This is a genomic window from Candidatus Nitrosopumilus sp., assembly GCF_965263415.1.
Lineage (GTDB): Archaea > Thermoproteota > Nitrososphaeria > Nitrososphaerales > Nitrosopumilaceae > Nitrosopumilus.
The window spans coordinates 1,306,474-1,325,112 of sequence record NZ_OZ253671.1; the positions used below are offsets into that span (position 1 = coordinate 1,306,474).

The 18,639-nt window shown below is 34.7% G+C and carries 31 protein-coding genes and 1 tRNA gene; 28 read left to right on the forward strand and 4 right to left on the reverse strand.

Annotated features, from left to right (window positions below):
- Nucleotides 1-17 precede the first annotated feature (17 nt).
- Both ACQY22_RS08345 and ACQY22_RS08350 read left to right on the forward strand, forming a co-directional pair.
- A complete protein-coding gene (locus tag ACQY22_RS08345) occupies nucleotides 18-668 on the forward strand; it encodes a Snf7 family protein (protein ID WP_428324234.1) in 651 nt (216 codons plus the stop codon).
- A 287-nt stretch (nucleotides 669-955) separates the two neighbouring features.
- Nucleotides 956-1,255, forward strand: coding sequence for a hypothetical protein (locus ACQY22_RS08350; protein WP_428324235.1), 300 nt, complete (start codon nucleotides 956-958; stop codon nucleotides 1,253-1,255).
- A gap of 183 nt (nucleotides 1,256-1,438) precedes the next feature.
- Here the strand turns inward: ACQY22_RS08350 and ACQY22_RS08355 are convergent, their stop codons facing one another.
- Nucleotides 1,439-1,717: a hypothetical protein gene (locus ACQY22_RS08355; RefSeq protein WP_428324236.1), complete on the reverse strand. Its 279-nt coding sequence runs from the start codon at nucleotides 1,715-1,717 to the stop codon at nucleotides 1,439-1,441.
- A 374-nt stretch (nucleotides 1,718-2,091) separates the two neighbouring features.
- On the opposite strand from ACQY22_RS08355, the gene ACQY22_RS08360 reads away from it, so the two are divergent.
- Nucleotides 2,092-4,398, forward strand: coding sequence for a cupredoxin domain-containing protein (locus ACQY22_RS08360; protein WP_428324237.1), 2,307 nt, complete (start codon nucleotides 2,092-2,094; stop codon nucleotides 4,396-4,398).
- Between the two features lie 82 nt (nucleotides 4,399-4,480).
- The gene (locus ACQY22_RS08365) at nucleotides 4,481-4,843 is read left to right on the forward strand and encodes a hypothetical protein (RefSeq protein ID WP_428324238.1); all 363 of its coding nucleotides are present in this window, start codon (nucleotides 4,481-4,483) and stop codon (nucleotides 4,841-4,843) included.
- 156 nt (nucleotides 4,844-4,999) lie between these two features.
- Here the strand turns inward: ACQY22_RS08365 and ACQY22_RS08370 are convergent, their stop codons facing one another.
- Entirely contained in the window at nucleotides 5,000-5,338 is a 339-nt protein-coding gene (locus ACQY22_RS08370; RefSeq protein ID WP_428324239.1) for a hypothetical protein, read from the reverse strand.
- A 231-nt stretch (nucleotides 5,339-5,569) separates the two neighbouring features.
- Nucleotides 5,570-5,986, reverse strand: coding sequence for a DUF371 domain-containing protein (locus ACQY22_RS08375; protein WP_428324240.1), 417 nt, complete (start codon nucleotides 5,984-5,986; stop codon nucleotides 5,570-5,572).
- A 52-nt stretch (nucleotides 5,987-6,038) separates the two neighbouring features.
- Here ACQY22_RS08375 and ACQY22_RS08380 point away from each other — a divergent pair, with 52 nt between their 5' ends.
- The 24 genes from ACQY22_RS08380 to ACQY22_RS08495 all read left to right on the forward strand — a co-directional run bounded on the left by ACQY22_RS08380 (nucleotide 6,039) and on the right by ACQY22_RS08495 (nucleotide 17,518).
- Nucleotides 6,039-6,776 (forward strand): archaeal proteasome endopeptidase complex subunit alpha, encoded by a 738-nt coding sequence (locus ACQY22_RS08380; protein WP_428324241.1) that lies wholly within the window; start codon nucleotides 6,039-6,041, stop codon nucleotides 6,774-6,776.
- Between the two features lie 31 nt (nucleotides 6,777-6,807).
- Nucleotides 6,808-7,620, forward strand: coding sequence for a putative RNA uridine N3 methyltransferase (locus tag ACQY22_RS08385; protein ID WP_428324242.1), 813 nt, complete (start codon nucleotides 6,808-6,810; stop codon nucleotides 7,618-7,620).
- A 205-nt stretch (nucleotides 7,621-7,825) separates the two neighbouring features.
- Nucleotides 7,826-8,821, forward strand: coding sequence for a 50S ribosomal protein L3 (locus ACQY22_RS08390; RefSeq protein WP_428324243.1), 996 nt, complete (start codon nucleotides 7,826-7,828; stop codon nucleotides 8,819-8,821).
- Nucleotides 8,818-9,633: a 50S ribosomal protein L4 gene (rpl4p, locus tag ACQY22_RS08395; protein ID WP_428324244.1), complete on the forward strand. Its 816-nt coding sequence runs from the start codon at nucleotides 8,818-8,820 to the stop codon at nucleotides 9,631-9,633. Before ACQY22_RS08390 ends, rpl4p begins: the two co-directional genes overlap by 4 nt.
- Nucleotides 9,630-9,896 carry a 50S ribosomal protein L23 gene (locus tag ACQY22_RS08400; protein WP_428324245.1) on the forward strand — a complete coding sequence of 89 codons (267 nt, stop codon included), beginning with the start codon at nucleotides 9,630-9,632 and terminating at the stop codon, nucleotides 9,894-9,896. Before rpl4p ends, ACQY22_RS08400 begins: the two co-directional genes overlap by 4 nt.
- A 27-nt stretch (nucleotides 9,897-9,923) precedes the next feature.
- Nucleotides 9,924-10,319 carry a 30S ribosomal protein S19 gene (locus ACQY22_RS08405; RefSeq protein ID WP_428324246.1) on the forward strand — a complete coding sequence of 132 codons (396 nt, stop codon included), beginning with the start codon at nucleotides 9,924-9,926 and terminating at the stop codon, nucleotides 10,317-10,319.
- A 5-nt stretch (nucleotides 10,320-10,324) separates the two neighbouring features.
- On the forward strand, nucleotides 10,325-10,783 hold the full coding sequence (locus tag ACQY22_RS08410) for a 50S ribosomal protein L22 (RefSeq protein WP_428324247.1): 459 nt from the start codon (nucleotides 10,325-10,327) through the stop codon (nucleotides 10,781-10,783).
- Nucleotides 10,784-10,785: 2 nt separating this feature from the next.
- Nucleotides 10,786-11,541 (forward strand): 30S ribosomal protein S3, encoded by a 756-nt coding sequence (locus ACQY22_RS08415; protein WP_428324248.1) that lies wholly within the window; start codon nucleotides 10,786-10,788, stop codon nucleotides 11,539-11,541.
- On the forward strand, nucleotides 11,538-11,741 hold the full coding sequence (gene rpmC / locus ACQY22_RS08420) for a 50S ribosomal protein L29 (protein ID WP_428324249.1): 204 nt from the start codon (nucleotides 11,538-11,540) through the stop codon (nucleotides 11,739-11,741). The genes ACQY22_RS08415 and rpmC overlap by 4 nt, the downstream gene beginning before the upstream one ends.
- Nucleotides 11,738-12,004: a ribonuclease P protein component 1 gene (locus tag ACQY22_RS08425; RefSeq protein ID WP_428324250.1), complete on the forward strand. Its 267-nt coding sequence runs from the start codon at nucleotides 11,738-11,740 to the stop codon at nucleotides 12,002-12,004. The genes rpmC and ACQY22_RS08425 overlap by 4 nt, the downstream gene beginning before the upstream one ends.
- Nucleotides 12,001-12,324 carry a 30S ribosomal protein S17 gene (locus ACQY22_RS08430; RefSeq protein ID WP_428324251.1) on the forward strand — a complete coding sequence of 108 codons (324 nt, stop codon included), beginning with the start codon at nucleotides 12,001-12,003 and terminating at the stop codon, nucleotides 12,322-12,324. The genes ACQY22_RS08425 and ACQY22_RS08430 overlap by 4 nt, the downstream gene beginning before the upstream one ends.
- A complete protein-coding gene (locus ACQY22_RS08435) occupies nucleotides 12,324-12,746 on the forward strand; it encodes a 50S ribosomal protein L14 (RefSeq protein WP_428324252.1) in 423 nt (140 codons plus the stop codon). The genes ACQY22_RS08430 and ACQY22_RS08435 overlap by 1 nt, the downstream gene beginning before the upstream one ends.
- A gap of 4 nt (nucleotides 12,747-12,750) precedes the next feature.
- Nucleotides 12,751-13,239 carry a 50S ribosomal protein L24 gene (gene rplX / locus ACQY22_RS08440; protein ID WP_428324253.1) on the forward strand — a complete coding sequence of 163 codons (489 nt, stop codon included), beginning with the start codon at nucleotides 12,751-12,753 and terminating at the stop codon, nucleotides 13,237-13,239.
- Nucleotides 13,239-13,955, forward strand: coding sequence for a 30S ribosomal protein S4e (locus ACQY22_RS08445; protein ID WP_428324254.1), 717 nt, complete (start codon nucleotides 13,239-13,241; stop codon nucleotides 13,953-13,955). Before rplX ends, ACQY22_RS08445 begins: the two co-directional genes overlap by 1 nt.
- A gap of 4 nt (nucleotides 13,956-13,959) precedes the next feature.
- On the forward strand, nucleotides 13,960-14,481 hold the full coding sequence (locus ACQY22_RS08450) for a 50S ribosomal protein L5 (protein ID WP_428324255.1): 522 nt from the start codon (nucleotides 13,960-13,962) through the stop codon (nucleotides 14,479-14,481).
- Entirely contained in the window at nucleotides 14,481-14,660 is a 180-nt protein-coding gene (locus ACQY22_RS08455; RefSeq protein ID WP_012215179.1) for a 30S ribosomal protein S14, read from the forward strand. The genes ACQY22_RS08450 and ACQY22_RS08455 overlap by 1 nt, the downstream gene beginning before the upstream one ends.
- Before the next feature lie 4 nt (nucleotides 14,661-14,664).
- On the forward strand, nucleotides 14,665-15,057 hold the full coding sequence (locus tag ACQY22_RS08460; RefSeq protein ID WP_012215178.1) for a 30S ribosomal protein S8: 393 nt from the start codon (nucleotides 14,665-14,667) through the stop codon (nucleotides 15,055-15,057).
- Nucleotides 15,047-15,604, forward strand: coding sequence for a 50S ribosomal protein L6 (locus ACQY22_RS08465; RefSeq protein WP_428324256.1), 558 nt, complete (start codon nucleotides 15,047-15,049; stop codon nucleotides 15,602-15,604). The genes ACQY22_RS08460 and ACQY22_RS08465 overlap by 11 nt, the downstream gene beginning before the upstream one ends.
- Before the next feature lie 15 nt (nucleotides 15,605-15,619).
- Complete coding sequence (locus tag ACQY22_RS08470; RefSeq protein ID WP_428324257.1) at nucleotides 15,620-15,907, forward strand: hypothetical protein; 288 nt, start codon at nucleotides 15,620-15,622, stop codon at nucleotides 15,905-15,907.
- Between the two features lie 72 nt (nucleotides 15,908-15,979).
- Nucleotides 15,980-16,056, forward strand: a tRNA-Asn gene (locus ACQY22_RS08475).
- A 188-nt stretch (nucleotides 16,057-16,244) separates the two neighbouring features.
- Nucleotides 16,245-16,493 (forward strand): hypothetical protein, encoded by a 249-nt coding sequence (locus ACQY22_RS08480; RefSeq protein WP_428324258.1) that lies wholly within the window; start codon nucleotides 16,245-16,247, stop codon nucleotides 16,491-16,493.
- Between the two features lie 10 nt (nucleotides 16,494-16,503).
- Complete coding sequence (locus ACQY22_RS08485) at nucleotides 16,504-16,731, forward strand: hypothetical protein (protein ID WP_428324259.1); 228 nt, start codon at nucleotides 16,504-16,506, stop codon at nucleotides 16,729-16,731.
- Nucleotides 16,732-16,855: 124 nt separating this feature from the next.
- Entirely contained in the window at nucleotides 16,856-17,305 is a 450-nt protein-coding gene (locus ACQY22_RS08490; RefSeq protein ID WP_428324260.1) for a DUF2299 family protein, read from the forward strand.
- 60 nt (nucleotides 17,306-17,365) lie between these two features.
- Complete coding sequence (locus tag ACQY22_RS08495; protein WP_428324261.1) at nucleotides 17,366-17,518, forward strand: hypothetical protein; 153 nt, start codon at nucleotides 17,366-17,368, stop codon at nucleotides 17,516-17,518.
- Between the two features lie 518 nt (nucleotides 17,519-18,036).
- On the opposite strand, the gene ACQY22_RS08500 is transcribed toward ACQY22_RS08495, so the two are convergent.
- Nucleotides 18,037-18,630, reverse strand: a complete 594-nt coding sequence (locus ACQY22_RS08500) for a hypothetical protein (protein ID WP_428324262.1) — start codon at nucleotides 18,628-18,630, stop codon at nucleotides 18,037-18,039.
- Between the last annotated feature and the right edge of the window lie 9 nt (nucleotides 18,631-18,639).

An 18,639-nucleotide genomic window follows, 5' to 3' on the forward strand; every position in this document is an offset into this window, starting at 1 on the left:
CAATATCGATAATCATCATGCTAAGTAACTCTTGGAACAACACAGGGGGAGAAAGTATTTCCCAAAAAGTCATGGGAAAAGTAAAGCCTGATGAGCCACTAAAGAACAAAATCGACTTTGCGCAAAAAAAATTACAGTTTCAAATTACAAAATTAGATGGAATTAATGAAAAATTACGAGTAAAACATGATCAGATTTTTGAAAAAATAGTTTCTGCTCATAAAAGTAACAAAGGTGCTTATGCTCAAGCATATGCAAACGAACTAGCTCAAGTAAGAAAGATGAAAAACATGGTAAGTGGTGCCAAACTTTCAATGGAGCAAGTCAAACTTAGACTAGATACAGTATCAGAATTAGGAGATGTAGTAGTCACACTCAGTCCATGCATGTCAATAATTAAGGGATTAGCCCCATCACTTAACGGAATTATGCCAGAGGCAAACGCATCAATGCAAGACTTGTCATCAGTACTTGGTGATGTAATGTCAGGCTCATCAGTAGAGTTAGGAGATTCTATGAGTGTCGGTCCAGAAACCAACGCAGATACATTGGCAATCTTAGAAGAAGCACAAGGTGTCATTGCCGGTCAAACAAAAGCATCAATTCCAGATGTTCCAGATTCTCTCAAACAACAAATTGTTGAGAAGAAAACAGACATCTTTATCTAAAAAATTATTTGAAAAAAAAATAAACCATTGGAAAATTGGATGTGGACGCTATGCCAATAGTAATACATCCATAGACGTCAAGTCAGGGCTAATGTAATATCCAATTTTTCCAATGATTGATCTTGAATGACCTGTAAAGGAACGTCAGACATTGATTTCAAGATCATAGGTATTTACGAAATCAGATTATTAAGAAGGAGGGAAGTTTTATTTTGATAGTTTACAGATATAGAACAAAAATGCATATTCGTCAAATGATTTAATTAAAAAAATCATCAAGACATAACATGAGTGATGAGAAAAGTCCTTGGGTGCTTGTAAGTAATGTTTCAAAAGATACCAATCCACAAGATCTAGAAAGAATTGCTCCACAAATCTCAACACTTGTTGATGAATGGCAATCTCAAGGAAGAATTATGTGGTCAGGTGCGTTTGATAACCAAGTATCATCAATGGCCGTGTTTGAAGCAACAGAAGAAGAAGCAAAAGAGTTTTTCAAAAAATATGAAAGTATTTGTTCTGGTGTTTTGGGTTATTATCTCTATAAATGGGATGCAATGCCAATTCTTTCAGTTCTAGCAAAGTAACTGAAAGAAATTTTTTATTTTTTTGATTTAAAATGAAAGATGAATTATGTAGATTTTGTGGTTGTGAGATAAAAGAAAACACAAAATGTGATAAATGCAGGTTAGTGATTTCGACAATTTGTAAATGTTGTAAGAAGATTACAGAAATTCAAACACATATTCATTGAAAATATCTCTAAAACATCATGTTTGTAATTTTTCTAGATAGTCTTTTCCATGTAAAAATAAGATTCCTTGAATTTCTCGTTTATCCTCCAAAGTAGGATTTTTGTGAAATAATCTAAAGAATTGATTAATACAAAAATCTTCTACTTTTGCCATATGCCATCCATACAAAAAATCAACTTCACTCTTACAATTCCAAATTGATGAAATGTTTGAGTTTTTTTCATTATGAATTTCGTTTAAGGTTTTTTCTAATTCTACTTCCAATAATTTTCTAAATTCAATGTCTAATGCCATAATTAGATCAAAAACTTTGGGTTAATGACAATAATCATGATTCTATGATTTTAGAATATAGAATATCATTATAGTATAATTTGAAAAAATTTACGATGTGGGGTGCAGAGGTATTTGTGAAAGGTATAGATCAGAAAGAAAAAGATACCAAATAGGTGTAAAACGATGTACATCATGTGATGCATACATACAAACAGACAATGCACAATGTCCATGCTGTGGCACAGCATTAAGAACAAAACGTAAATCAAAATTAAAAAAATAAAAAAATTTTTTCGAGAACCGATAATTGAGATAATTCTCATTACATAGAGTTAGAATAATTTCGAAGAATGTACCGATCGTTTAAATGAAAAATTTCAAGTCAAGTTACAATGACAAAAACTAGCCTAGTAATATTTATGGCAGCAATCATGGTTGTCGGTACAGTTGGAATGAATCTAATTCCAAATGCTGAAGCACTAAAATCTCAAGGTACTGTTTCATCAAGTACAGATATCTGTGGATTAATGCTATGTTCTGAATACCCAGGCGGAAAAACAGCATACGAAGATGAATGGGCAAAAATGTTCATACCATCAATTTATGGAGTTACAGCAGAAACTAAAACTGTTGAAATAAAACAAGTTTATGTTTCAGATCACAATGCTGATAAAGAATTCCCAGCCAAGCTAGATGTTTTTATCCACAAATTTGAGTTGGACAAAATATCATCTGATGAAGCATTAGATGGTATAATGGAGACGCATCAACAATACAAATCTGCTAGAATATCTAATGATATTATTGATGGCGTAGGTGAAAAACTTAATCACTACAATAGAGGAACATTGAATGTCGAAGAAGCTATCGAATCAATCCATTTGACAGCTGAACCACAAAATGTCAATCCTGAGTATCAGGGTGCATTAGATGAAGTGATTCACATGTTCGAGAAAGATGCAATATCAGCTGATGAAGCTATTGATGGAATCAAAGAGACACATGCAGGCTTTGTTGATTTGTACATCACATCTGATCTTATTGAAGCAGTAGATGTAATCATTGGTCACATCGATTCAGGTAAACTATCTGGAGCAGATGCAGTTGAAGCAGTTCACTTGACAGCTGAACCACAAAATGTCAATCCTGAGTATCAGGGTGCATTAGATGAAGTGATTCACATGTTCGAGAAAGATGCAATATCAGCTGATGAAGCTATTGATGGAATCAAAGAGACACATGCAGGCTTTGTTGATTTGTACATCACATCTGATCTTATTGAAGCAGTAGATGTAATCATTGGTCACATCGATTCAGGTAAACTATCTGGAGCAGATGCAGTTGAAGCAGTTCACTTGACAGCTGAACCACAAAATGTCAATCCTGAGTATCAGGGTGCATTAGATGAAGTGATTCACATGTTCGAGAAAGATGCAATATCAGCTGATGAAGCTATTGATGGAATCAAAGAGACACATGCAGGCTTTGTTGATTTGTACATCACATCTGATCTTATTGAAGCAGTAGATGTAATCATTGGTCACATCGATTCAGGTAAACTATCTGGAGCAGATGCAGTTGAAGCAGTTCACTTGACAGCTGAACCACAAAATGTCAATCCTGAGTATCAGGGTGCATTAGATGAAGTGATTCACATGTTCGAGAAAGATGCAATATCAGCTGATGAAGCTATTGATGGAATCAAAGAGACACATGCAGGCTTTGTTGATTTGTACATCACATCTGATCTTATTGAAGCAGTAGATGTAATCATTGGTCACATCGATTCAGGTAAACTATCTGGAGCAGATGCAGTTGAAGCAGTTCACTTGACAGCTGAACCACAAAATGTCAATCCTGAGTATCAGGGTGCATTAGATGAAGTGATTCACATGTTCGAGAAAGATGCAATATCAGCTGATGAAGCTATTGATGGAATCAAAGAGACACATGCAGGCTTTGTTGATTTGTACATCACATCTGATCTTATTGAAGCAGTAGATGTAATCATTGGTCACATCGATTCAGGTAAACTATCTGGAGCAGATGCAGTTGAAGCAGTTCACTTGACAGCTGAACCACAAAATGTCAATCCTGAATACATGGGAGCTTTAGACGAAGTTCTACACGAGTATGAGTTAGATGGCACATCAGCAGATGATGCATTAGCAGAAATCATCGAAATTCATGAGGGATTTACAGGATTATACATTACCTCTGAAGTCATTGAAGATGCAGGTATACAACTTAACATCTACGATACTGGTAATGTTTCTGTAGAACATGTAATTCATGAAATTCATGAAGTGATTGAAGATGCAGAACTTGCTGCAGCAGCTGCAATGTCTGATACGGGTATTCCAGTAATGAAAGAATTGCCACCAAATCATGTCGATATACCAGTAGGTTCTGGTGTACCAGGATGTGAGGTAGATGATTGGTGTTACATGCCAGCTGATCTACATGTTCATGTTGGAGACACAGTAACATGGGTTAATTCTGATTCACTGCCACATACAGTAACTTCAGTTAGTTCTACAGGAGCAGAAAAACCTACACCTGAGGATGAAGATGGATTGTTTGATAGTGGTTTCATGTCTGGCGGCGATGAATGGTCTTATACATTCGACGTTGAAGGAGAATACTACTACTATTGCCAATTGCATCCATGGATGGAAGGCGAAGTAACCGTTCAGTAGAAATTATTTCCACTCTTTTTCTTTTTATTTTTACAAACAATTCTTTCGTAAAGCTAATTAACAATCATAATTTCATAAATTCATGCCAGCCAAAGGCCCTGTTAGTATGACATGGCAAACAATTTTCTGTTTTATTCCAATAGCAGACATTGTTGCATCATACAGAGTCAAAAGATTTCGATGGTACATGGCAATAATGCTTGCATGGGCAGCAGTCTCAACAGGAATACAAATGGTAGTGTATCCATTTGAAGAAAATTCTATTTATTCAGCAAAAGTATTCTCAGAAGAAACAGGATTCAGTTGGGGATATGCACTTTTAGGACAAAATCCAGAATTAGGAATTGTTATGATAATAGTGCATAGTGTAGTCACATATGCAATTGCAGTCTATCTAATTAGAAGATACTCAAAGAAATGGAATCTTCAATTCAATAACCAATAGGGACAAAAATGGGAATATTTGATCAGTTAAGAAATATGAAAACGCGTACATATTTTCTAATTTTTACGCCTCCTGCAATTATTGGATTTGTGTTGTTGTTTACTTATTGTCTTAATGTGTATGGAGATATTTGTTTTAGAACACCAATGATTTGAATTACTTTTTCTTTTTACTTTTTTGAATTAAAATTTTTTTTATTCTAGAAATTGTAGGGTAACTGTATCCTCTCCTTCTATAGTTTGCAATCATCATCTTCCAGTTTTTTAATCTCCATTGAGCTTGTTCAGTAGTTACAGAATGAACTTCTTTTTGGATAATGCTCTTTCTTCCAACCTTTAGAGTTCCTGCATCTTTGGCAGACCACCTATTTTTAGCAAATTTGAGTCCAGTAAGTATTTCATCAACAGGCATCTCTTTGAAATAATCTTTGAGTTTTTTTAGTTCAGCATCTGTTGGTTTTTTAGAAATAGGTAACTCAATAGTAGGTTTTACCATGAATAACCTAGTTTGTTATGTCTTAAGAAAATCATGATAAATCAGAATTAACTAAAGATGGAAATTATTGAGTCAACATGGAAGTGGAACAAGAGCATTTTTGCACAATGTCATATACATTCCTGAACCAAGAATTATTGCGGCAAATGCTGCTAACGGCATTAAAATAAACAGATTAGTTTTCTTGCCCATGATCAAAATACAATTAATCACTATAAAATTGTCACAGTTTTAATCAACTGTAATAGTAAAGGTTCCTTTAGTTTTAGGATCTTGTAACAAAGAAACCATTTCTCGTGGCAACAAATCAGAGGCCTTGTCGCATTTTACAGCCAAAGTTCTAGGACATACAAAATCACTTTTTCGAATTACAATATCCTCATCATGGGTAAGAATTAGATCAGGGTGGCCTTTTCCTTCCACAGTGAAATTGTGCTTGCCCACATCAATTGAGAATGTAATTTTTGAATCAGAATTTTTTAATTTCTCTTTTAGATCTTGTGGTAAATCAGCACATGCGTAATTTGCGTTTATACCAACGATACAATCACCTTGAGGTGTCAAAGTAGACTCTTTTGTAATCTCGATAGTTTTTTGGTGATTTGATCTAATATTTTCATGTCCTGAAAATTCAATTTCGAATCTCACGGCAAATTAGATAGGCTAGACTTAAATTAAACTTTCAGAGCATTGGAATCAAATGCTTCCTGCACAACAAGGTTATGATAGAGCAATCACAGTATTCTCACCAGATGGCAGATTGTACCAAGTCGAATATGCAATCGAGACTGTAAGAAGAGGAACAATTGCAGTGGGTGTAAAATGTAAAGATGGTATCGTAATTGCAGTTGAAGAAAAACCAAGAAAATTACAAATTTCCAAAACAGCACAAAAGATTTTCCAAATTGATGATCATGTTGGAGTGGCTGCAGCAGGATATATTCCAGATGCTAGAAGTCAAGTTGACAATGCAAGATTCTTTTCTCAAAGTAACAAAATGATTTATGATGAACCAGTAGAAGTTGAAACAATTGCTAAACACTTAGCTGATCAATCTCAACAATATACCCAATATGCAGGTGTAAGACCATTTGGTGTTGCATTAATTCTTGGCGGAGTTGTCGGAGGTAAGCCACAATTGTATTTGACTGACCCAAGTGGAACATACATCTCATATGATGCAATTGCAATTGGTTCAGGTTCTGATGAAGTAACTGACTTTTTAGAAAAAACATACAAGAATGATCTTTCATTAGATGATGCATCTGCATTAGCAGCTGCAGGAATTTATCTATCAAGTGAAGACAAAGATGGGACAGGCCACATCAGAATGGCACATATCAAAACAGATACTGGTTTATACGAAATAGTTTCAGATGAGCAAATTGCAAATTATGCAAATGCTGCAAAACAAAACTATCCACACGACAAGAACTAATTATTTTATCTGTTTGTGAGACTCGATTATATTGAAATTATCCGTTGCAATTCCTGAATCTTCTCTATCAGATGAATCCCTAAAGATAGACAAGACTAGAAAAATTTCAGTTCTAGCAAGAGCATGTGCAATTTTTAAAATTGAGACAATCTATGTCTATCAAGAAGGTAACAATAAACAAGATGGAAATTTAATGGTAATGATTCTAAAATATTTAGAAACACCACAGTTTTTGAGACGAAGGCTGTTTTCAAAAGTAAATGATTTAAAATTTGCAGGAGTTTTACAACCACTAAGAATACCAAGTCATGTTACACTAGCAAATCCAAAGAAAGTAAGTAAAGGAGATGTTAGAGAAGGAATAGTAGTAAGTGTCAAAGGAAAAAGGTTTGTAGATGTAGGAATTAACCAATTGATTCCATTTTTTGGTAAAACATCAATGGGAAAAAGAGTAACAGTGCAATTCAAAGAAGGGTATCCAAATTTTTCAATTAAAGAAATCAATAGAAATGAAACGCCAGATTATTGGGGATATACAGTCAAAGAACGAGCAAATCTGTTTTCGTTATTATCAGAATGGAAAGGGAACATAATTCTTACATCAAGAAAAGGTAAAACAGCAACAAAAGAACAAATTGCAAAATATACAAAGTCAGATCAACCAACACTCGTAGTGTTTGGTTCACCTGAGAAAGGAATTCATGAAATTCTGGGAGGGAAGATGAAAAATGTGCAAAATGCAAAGTCGCTAAACTTTTTCCCAAACCAAGCCACACAGACAGTACGCTTAGAAGAAGCATTACTTGGAACATTATCAATAATTAATGCACAAAATGTATCATGATCATGGCAGAAAGAAAAAATTTTTTGTTGTTGGCAATTGGTGTTGGAGCAGCAGGAATTGTTATTGGTACAATTACAATTTGGAACATGTTAAATGAAATTCTAAATATTTGATTTTTAGGCACAGTTGGTTAACTAGTATTTTTTTAGTGGTTAACCATGTCTCACAGGGTTTAATAGAGGGCAATCGATGATGCGTTTTAGTCATGGGTGCTAGAAAAAGACATTCACCACGTAGAGGAAGCCTTGCGTATTCACCTAGAGTACGTGCTAAAAGCATGGAGGCAAGAATCCGAGCATGGCCAAAATTAGATTCAGAAGAGCCAAAAATTTTAGCTCATTGTGGTTTCAAAGCAGGGTGTGTTCAGATTGTCAGTATTGATGATCGTGAGAAAGTACCTAATGCAGGAAAACAACTAGTAAGTCTTGGAACAGTTTTAGTTACACCACCAGTATTGATTTTAGGAATTAGAGGTTACTCAAAAGATCATGACGGCCGACATGCAGAGTTTGATGTTTATGCAGAAGATATTCCAAAAAGCATTGCTAAAGAAATTTCATTAAAGAACAAACAAGAAAATGCATTAGAGAATGCAGAAAAAAGTTTGAAAAAGATTAAAGAGATTTTTGCAATTGTTGCAATATCTCCTAGTGCTGCAGGACTTGAGCAAAAGAAACCATACATCTTTGAAGCTTCAGTAAGTGGAGGAGACATTCCAAAACAATTTTCACATGTCAAAGAATTACTTGGAAAAGAAATTAAGATTGATCAGATTTTTGAAACAGGAGCAAGTGTTGACGTTGCAGCTATTACAAAAGGTAAAGGATGGCAAGGTGTTTTGAAAAGATGGAACGTAAAAAAGAAACAACACAAATCAAGAAAGACAGTTAGAGAAGTTGGGTCACTAGGTCCAATCTCACCACAAAGTGTCATGTACACAGTTCCAAGAGCAGGACAATTCGGATTCCATCAAAGAGTAGAATACGACAAAAGAATTATGATTATGGGTAACACTGATGATGATAAATTAAAAATTAATCCAGATGGAGGTTTCAAACATTTTGGTTTAGTTAAAGGAGACTTTATTATTCTAAAAGGTTCAGTTCCTGGAGCATATAGAAGATTAATCAAACTAAGAAGTCAAATCAGAAATGTTCCAGACAAAGTCAACAAACCAAATATCTTGGAGGTAGTAGTATGACCAAGACAGCAGTATACACAACAACTGGAACAAAAGATGGAGAAGTAGAATTACCACCAGTATTTTCTACACCATTTAGAAGAGAATTGATTCACAAAGCTTTCACTAATCTTACATCACACAAATTCCAACCACAAGGAAGGCATCCAACTGCAGGACAAGATGTAGTAGCAGATTCCAATGATCCACCAACAGGTCAAGGTGTTTCTCGTGTTGCCAGAGCACAAGGCGGAGGTGGTGGAAGACAAGGCCAAGGTGCGGAAGTTGCATCAACTAGAGGAGGAAGACAAGCACATCCACCTATTGTTGAAAAAGTAATTTACAAAAAATTAAACAAAAAAGAAAAGAAACTAGCATTGTGTTCTGCAATTGCTGCAACTGCATCAAAAGACAGAGTTGAATCAAGAGGACATAAAGTAGAAGGAATAGAGTCATTCCCAATTGTAGTTTCAGATGATATCGAATCAGTATCTAAAACAAGTGAAGTATCCAAAATACTTGATTCATTAAAACTAACACAAGATGTACAAAGATTAGAAACAAGAAAAGTACGTTCTGGACAATCAAGACTTAGAGGAAGAAGTAAGAAAGTTGGAAAGAGTGTATTATTTGTAACTAAAGATGCATCAAACATTTCAAAAGCAATTGGTGCACTACCAGGTGTAGAAGCAACAAGTGTTAAAGATTTGAGTGTATTAGATTTAGCACCAGGTTCTGATCCAATTAGATTAACCGTTTATTCCAAATCTGCAATTGAAGAAATTGGAAAAATAAAATCAACACATCTAGAGGTAATGGCGAAAGTACAATGAATGTAGATCAAGCAAGTAAAATCATACTCAAACCATACATTACTGAAAAGACATTTGCAATGGTAGAAAATGAAAGTAAAATTTGTTTCATAGTAGAGAGATCAGCAAGCAAACCAGAGATTGTTGATGCAGTTAACACACTATACAAAGAAAAAGTCACTAACGTCAACACAGCAAGAACCATTTACGGTAAGAAAGCATTTGTTCAATTCGAAAATACAGAAAAAGCAAGAGACCTCGCAACAAGGATAGGAATGCTATAATAGGGAGCTAGAAGGTGAAGAACAAAAATGGTTAAAGAATTTTCATACAGAGGCATTCCAAAAGAAGAACTTGATAACATGTCATTAGAAAAATTATTCCAGTTATTCAATGCAAGACAAAGAAGATCTCTTACCAGAGGAATTAATGATGGTAAAAGAAAATTAATTGAAGAGATCAAAGCAGCAAAAGCAGGAAAATTAAAGAATCCAATCAAGACTCATGTTAGAGATTTGATTATCCTACCATACATGGTAGATGTTACAGTAAATGTTTTCTCAGGAAAAGAATTCCGACCAGTTACAATCAAAACTGAAATGATTGGTCACTACTTGGGAGAATATGTCATAACAAACAAGAAGGTTTCACACGGTGCACCAGGTGTTGGTGCATCAAGATCCAGCCTTTATGTGCCATTGAAGTGATTATTATGGGTAGATTCGGTTACGCTTTCCAAAATTATGATGCAACAAGACATGTACGCTCTTCAGTTAGAGAAAAAGACATGTCACACAAACATGCAAGAGAAGTTGCAGTTGCAATCAAAGGACTATCAATTGAGAAAGCAAGAGATTACTTGCAAGCAGTAATACACAAAGAAAGAGCAGTTGCATTTAGAAGATACAAAAACCAAGTAGGACACAAAGGAGATCCTGGTATGATGGCAGGACGTTATCCACAAAAAACAGCAAAAGAATTCATCAAAGTTTTAGATAATTTAGAATCAAATGCAGAATACAAAGGAATGGATTTAGATAGATTAAAGATTGTAAACGCAACTGTTCACAAAGGAGTTATTGTAAAGAGATTCATCCCAAGAGCAATGGGAAGAGCAACTCCAAAGAACAACGTATTGACACATGTAGAGTTGGTGGCTCAGGAGATTTAGAAATGTCATCTGTGAAAAACGTAATCAAAGACAACTACAACATGATGCTACTCAAAGATTATCTTAGAGCTGCAATCAAAGAAGCAGGGTTTTCACATGCAGAAATCTCAAAGACACCAACAGGAACTAGAGTTGCATTACATGTTACAAGACCAGGAATAGTTATTGGAAGAAAAGGTTCAGGAATCAGAGACCTTACTGACAAACTAGCAACAGATTTTGGATTAAAGAACCCACAAATTTCAGTAGTAGAAATCGAGAAACCAGAACTATCACCAAGTGTAATGTGTAACAGAATGGCTTCACATCTTGAAAGAGGAACTGCATTTAGAAGAGCAACTATGTGGACCTTAAAACAAATCATGGAAAATGGTGCCATGGGTGTACAAATTACAATTTCAGGTAAACTAAGGGGTGATCGTTCCGCATTTGAGAAACACACAGCAGGAATTTTACCAAGAGCAGGTCATCATGCAGAAGTAATTGTTGCAGAAGACATTGCACATGTAGGAACTGCAATGGGATTAATTGGAATTAGAATTAGAATTGCAAGAAAAGAAAAATTTGTTCCAGAGTTTGAAATGAAAGTAGAGAAGCCAAAGAAAGCAAAACAAGTCAAAGACGCAGAAACAGGTAAGATGAGAGATGAAACTGCAGCAGAAAAGAAAGCAAGAACTGAATCTGAACAAATTGCAATAGAAGAAGAAAAAATGAAAGAACTTGAAACATTAGAAGAAGAGGAGGCCAAACTCAAATGACCAGAATCAGTATGAAGACAATTAAACAATTAAACGAAAAGGATCTAAAAAGCAAGATTCAAGAATCACGAAGTGAGCTTTCAAAACTTAGAGTAGATGCAGCTAAAGGTACACTAAGAAAAGAAAGTGGAAAACTCAGACCATTGAGACATGATATTGCAAGAATGCTAACTAGACTAAACGAGATGAAAGAGAAATGATCACAGTAGATAACATAACATCACATGAATTTATCGGATTGAACACCGAAATTGTACAATCAACTAATCCACAAGTAATAGGATTAAATGGAAGAATCGAAAATGAAACAAAATCAATGTTTACAATTAACACAGAAAATGGTAAAAGATCAATTGCAAAATCAACAAGTAATTGGAAATTTTCAATTGACAGTAATGATGTTGTTGTCGAAGGTTCCAAAATTGCAAAAAGACCATTTGATAGAATTGGAGGAAAGGCATGACTAGAAATATTGGATTAAAAGTCAAAGAGCCAAAAAGAGAGTGTACAGACAAACATTGTCCATTCCATGGAGAATTAGCAATTAGAGGAAAACTCTTTGATGGCAAAGTTACAGGAAGTAAAGCCAGACAAACAATTACTTTACAAAAAGATGCACCAGTTTACTTTAACAAATTCAAAAGATATGCAAGAGGAAAAAGCAGTATTCATGCTCATGTGCCTGGATGTATCGATGTTGAATCAGGAGACAGTGTATTGACTGCAGAATGCAGACCAATATCAAAATCAGTCTCATATGTTGTTGTGGAGGTTAGATCATAATGGCAAAACAAGCAGGTAAAGGGGTAGAAGAATTCCGTCCATATGTAACTAAAGTAATTCCGGTTGGTGCAAACATTGTTTGTGCAGATAATTCGGGTGCAAAAATTTTAGAAGTAATTAATGTTCCAAGACATAAAACAAGAGCATCAAGACTTCCATCAGCATCAGTTGGAGACTTTTGTAATGTTGTTGTAAAGAAAGGACCAGCTGAATTAAGAAAACAAGTGTATGGCGCAGTTATAATTAGACAAAAGTATGCAGTTAGAAGATTAAACGGTGTAAGAGTTTGTTTTGAAGACAACGCAGCAGTGTTGATTACTCCAGAGGGAGAAACAAAAGGAACAGACATCAAAGGACCAGTTGCAGCAGAAGCTTCAGAGAAATGGCCAAGAGTAGCTAACTTGGCATCAATGGTGGTATAAGAAGATGAAACCAACTAAAATGCGTAACAAGATGATTTATCGTGCATCTTACCAAACAAAAAGTAAACAACTTGGAAGTGCACTATCAAAAGACCTTCATAAAAAATACGGAAAGAGAAGTGTCAGAGTAGTTGAAGGTGACAGTGTAACTATTGTAAGAGGAGAATTCAAAGGAGTTGATGGTAAAGTTTCAGAAGTATCTACAGAAAAAAGCAGTGTTGCAATTGAAGGGATTAAAAAAGAGAAAACAAAAGGCGATAAATTCGATGTTTTCATTCATACTTCAAATCTATTAGTCACATCACTTAACACAGAAGACAAATGGAGAATTGCAAAACTAGAAGGTAAAGATCCAAGAAAACAGCCTAAAGTAGCACCAAAAGCAGAAGAAAAACCAGCTAAAGAAGCACCAAAGAAGGAAAAAACTCCAGAAGAAGAGCCTAAAGAAACAAAAGTGGAGAAAAAATCCGAAAAAAAGGAAGATGAGAATTAATGGTAAGTATTTCAGGTAGTAAAAAACTCAAACGTCAAATGGCACCTCAATTCTGGGGAATTACCAGAAAAGACAAGAGGTTTGTAATCACAACAAGACCAGGACCACACAAGAAACATCATGCCGTTCCAACAGCAGTATTTCTTAGAGACATGTTAAAGATTGTTACAAGTCTCAGAGAAGCAAAGACTTCAATCTATTCTGGAAAAGTAAAGATTGACGGAGTAGTTAGAAAATCACTTCATCATGCAATTGGATTAATGGACGTAGTTGAACTAGAAAATGTTTCAGATGTTTATCGCCTTGTTCCAACAGATGGCAAATTACTAAAACCAATTAAAATTAATGAATCAGAAAAAACAAAAAAGCTTGTAAGAGTTACAAGTAAAACTACAATTAACAAAGGAAAAACACAAATCGGATTTCATGATGGTCGTTCGAAACTTTCAGATACCAAAGTAAATGTTGGCGATGTATGTTTAATTCAAGTTCCAGATCAAAAAATTCTTGAAGTAATTAAATTAGAAGCAGGTAATAACGGACTAGTAACACGTGGAATTAACGCAGGACAAATTGGAAAGATTGAAAGTATTGAAGAAGGTACATTCATTCTTCCAAAAAGAGTTATTCTATCTTTAGGGGATAGAAAAATCGAAATTCCAGCAGACATCATTATGCCAATCGGAAAAGAGGAACCAGTAATTCAATTAAAGTGATAATATGTCTCAAACAACAGAATCTCCAATGAAAAAAATCTCCTTAGAGAAAGTAGTACTCAACATGGGATTGGGCAAATCAGGAGATGTAATTGAGATTGCAAGTAGAGCATTAGAACAAATTTCAGGTAAAAAACCATCAGCACGTAATGCAAAAGAAACTCAAAGAGATTGGGGAATACGAAAAGGCGAACCAATAGGTGTGGCAGTAACAATTCGCGGTGATGACGCAAAAGCACTATTGAAAAGATTGTTTGAAGCAAAAGGAAATACTCTAAACGGTAGATCCTTTGATAATTTTGGAAACTATTCGTTTGGAATTAACGAACACATAGACATTCCAGGTGTAAAGTATGAACCATCAATTGGAATTTTAGGTCTGGGAATTTCAGTTACACTAACTAGACCAGGTTATGGAATTAGAAGACGAAGCAAACACAAAGCAAGTGTTGGTAAATCTCACATTATTACAAATCAAGAAGCAAAGGATTATCTAACAAAAGAATTCGGAGTGACAGTAGCATAATGGCAAAAGATAGATCATACGAATTTACTGGAAGAAAAAAACACGACTTTGGCAGAGGTTCAAGATGGTGTAAAAGATGTGGGGATTACACAGCAGTTATTCAAAAATATGATTTAATGATATGCAGACGATGCTTCAGAGAAGTAGCAACATCTTTAGGATTCAGGAAAAATCGGTGATATCATGCCAGCAACGAACATTTTAGCAAATCTATTTGTCACATTATACAATAATGAAACAAGAAGAAAGGGTGAATGTACAATTCTTCCAACTTCAAAATTAGGAATTGAAGTTCTCAAAACACTTCAAAAAGATGGATACATTGGAGAGTTTGAACACATTGATGATAAAAGAGGTGGAAAATTCAAAATCAAATTATTGGCAAAAATTACAAAGTGTGGAGCAATATCACCAAGATTCAAAGTAAAGACAGATGAGTTTAACAACTGGGAACAACAGTATTTGCCAGCATATGATAGAGGAATGCTTCTAGTTACTACTAACCAAGGAGTAATGTCTCATCATGAAGCAACACAAAAAGGAATTGGAGGATTTTTGATAGGATATGTCTACTAGTCAACTCGAAAAAATGCAAGACCAGGTGACAATTCCTGAAGGAGTAACAGTTACACAAAACAAAAACATGTTACTGTTTGAAGGCCCATTAGGTAAAACACATAAAAATTTCAGAAAAATTCCAGTAAAAATTGAAATCGCAGATGGTAAAATAAATCTCAAAACAATTGGTGAGAGAAAAAGAGATTATGCAATCTTACATACTGCAAGATCAATTATTAGAAATATTTGTGAAGGTCTTATTGAAGGATATACAATAAAAATGAAAGTAGTCTTTGCACACTTTCCAATTACAGTAAAAGTGGAAGGTAAGAAAGTTCTAATTGAAAACTATCAAGGTGAAAGAGCACCAAGAAGTACACACATCATGGGAAACACAAAAGTTATTCCAAAAGGAGAAGACGTACTTCTTACTGGAGAAGTTTGGACAGATATTACACAAACTGCAGCAAATATTGAACTAAAAACTAAAGTAAAGAACAAAGATCACAGAGTTTTCCTAGACGGCATCTACGTCTATGAAAAGAAAAAAGGCATAGAAAAATAGATTCTAGTTTTTCTAATGACCCTAGACCCAGAGTTTGCTAAACAAACAACAGATTTGATCCTACAGACTTTGGAATTATACAAAAAATCAGGAGCTTCTCCAAGAGTGGGAGAGATTTGGAATTGTGAAAAAATTGGAGATTTCTTGTGTGGTTTTTTTGTTGGGGAAATGGTAGGTTCAGCACTTAGTGCATTTCAAGTTGTACATCAAAGAGAACCTACGGCAGATGAACACTTGGAGATAATCGAATTAGTAGAAAGTCATTCAAAAGAAATCAAAGAATTTTTTGCCAAATTTAACTAAACTACCAACAACTTTGGTCTAAATTGCATAGTCGCAAGGATTAAATCACTTTTGCCAAGGTACAAACATGTTGCCGCCCTAGCTCAGCGTGGTAGAGCATCCGACTGTTAATCGGACGGTCGTCAGTTCAAGTCTGATGGGCGGCGCCACTTATTTCTAAACTCGAGTTTTGAAATATTTTATTTTGATACTAGTAACATAATTACTGGTGTAGAAAAATAATATTTCTAAATTCGAATTTAGAAATATTGATCGGTTGACAGCAATTGGTTTACACTATTAGACAATATAGATCTAATAGATGATCGCATATTTAGAATAATGCAGGAGGTTTACATTGGTCAGAACTAGAAGGGCCAACAGATATTGTGTTGATTGTGGCGCAAGACTGGTGTATTACCCAAGATTATCAAATCCAAAAGCACCAAACGAACACAGAGTGTTAGTTTATGCATGTCCAGATTGTACAGATGATTTTGAAAAACCAAAAATGTTCTCAATTAAACGAAATCAAGTAGAAGATCCACTAGAAACTGTAGAAATTGAGATTACACAGTTACAGAAAAAAGCAGCTACTACAAAATAATTTTAAGAAAATGACATATCCAGAAAGACCAAGAAGTAATCTTTGGTTTTTGTTACCAATATTTTTTGGAATAATAGGAGGGATTATTGCGTATTTCATTTTACGGAAGGATGATCCAAAAAAAGCAAAAAATTGTTTATGGGTAGGAATTGCATTGATGGTTGCAGGGTTAGTTTTCAATGCAATTATTGCATCACTCATACCCGAGTTTGGTCCTGGTTTTAGAGTAAACGTTTAGAAAAATTCGGTGTTTTACAGGTAAAGATTTGTAATATTTCTAAATTCGAATTTAGAAATATTATAAATTTAGTACTGTAATCATTGGATTTAGAATCATATAGAAGCACTTTCAATGATTTGTGATGAGTGCATCAAGAATGAGAGATAATGTAGAAAGATGGTTAATTCATGAGGGGTTAAAGTTTGAAGATGTTAAAAATCCAGAAAATACGTTTCAAATTCTTGTAAAACATGCAGGTCCTGCAGGAGTTCCAGTAGAAGTTTTTGAACCAAAAGCGCAACAAGGGATCTTAGTAGTTGGTTCCAAAGTAAATATGAAAAACAATCAGATTGCAAGATATCTAGGGTTTAGTGAAGAGGAGAAAGAGAAATTTGAGAAAAAAGTAGCAGATTATTGTTATACGCTACAAGCAATTAATAAAAATACTACAGAAGATGGAAAACGAAAGATTGGCGTATATGTGGTGTTAGACAAGGAAGAAAATATCAATCAACAAGGATTGTTTGATGCCATGGATAGAGTCTCAGAAATGCATGAAAAAACTGCCAGATTCCTTTTGAAGACATTCTAAGAAATAGACGATTTATCAATTATACGCGGGCCTTATATCAAAAATTACCTTATTCTAATCATGAAAAGAAAAACAACAAAATCAAAACCAAGAGAACTTACAATTTCTACAACAGAATTGTCAAGATTTGGCATGGGGGTTATGAATAAAGCCCTCAAAGTAGTTAATACTGCAAAAAAAGGCAAGATTACAATCAGAGTAGAACAACAATAAACTCAAGTTTTGTAATTTCAGCAAGGGGCATATGCCCCTTTTTTGTACATTTTCAAGATGAGTTTTTCCAAGATGTAACATGTTGATGCAATAATCGACAGTATTTTCATCCAAAAACCCCCCCTATTTTGACAGAAAATATGACCAATCATAAGAAATAATCATTCAAGTTTTAGAGTAGGTTATGTAAAGTCTCAAAAGTTCTAAAATGAGTAATTTTTCATAATTATGCCTAGGCGTTAAACCCCCCTCTATTTTTACCCTAATTAGGCACAATACCATTTTTTCAAAATTAGGCGTTTTGATGGGGGGTTGAACACTTGTGCCTAGATATGAAATGCAACCCTCAAACCACCAAGATGTCCCAGCTAAACATGTATGATCTTTTTTTGTTAGGCGTAAAAGCTAAACCCCTTGTTTTTTGGTAAAAAATAGAGAAAAAGAACCCAAATTATTGTCGATTTTATGTCACAAAATATCACAACGATGAATTAAGACTTTGATAAAATATCAAATGATTATTGTATTGGATATAATCCATTAACGTCTACACAGACGTTTGTAAGTTCACCATCATTAAAGACAGGAGTAAGGTCAAATGATATTATTGCAACAATGTTTTCACCGCCATGGAAAGTATTGCTTTCTCCAGTCATAGGATTAACACTGTCTAGTGTTTTTACTCCATCAAATACAATATTTTCACCGTAAATTTTTACATCGCCAGGAGCATCATATGAAATATCTGCAATTTCTAAACCAGTACATACGTTATCCACATCACCGTCATCTGTAAGAGTCAGATAATGACTATGCCATTTTGGATCCTCAGGTCCATGTTGTACTGCACTTTCTAAAAATCCACCATGGGTAGCAGTCACCAGAATTGTATCAAAGAAGTATTCTTCAGTAACAACACCATAACCATAAGAGACACCAGTGCCATCTTGTGGAATTTCAGCGGTTGCAGTAATTCTGACTTTGAATTCATCACTAAAAGACAATGCGATTGCAGTAAATTCATGGACAGATGCAGCTACTGCAGGAGACATCATCAAACTAGACACAACAAATACTGCTAGTATTGATCCTAATACTACAGTCTTATCCATGATGTAATT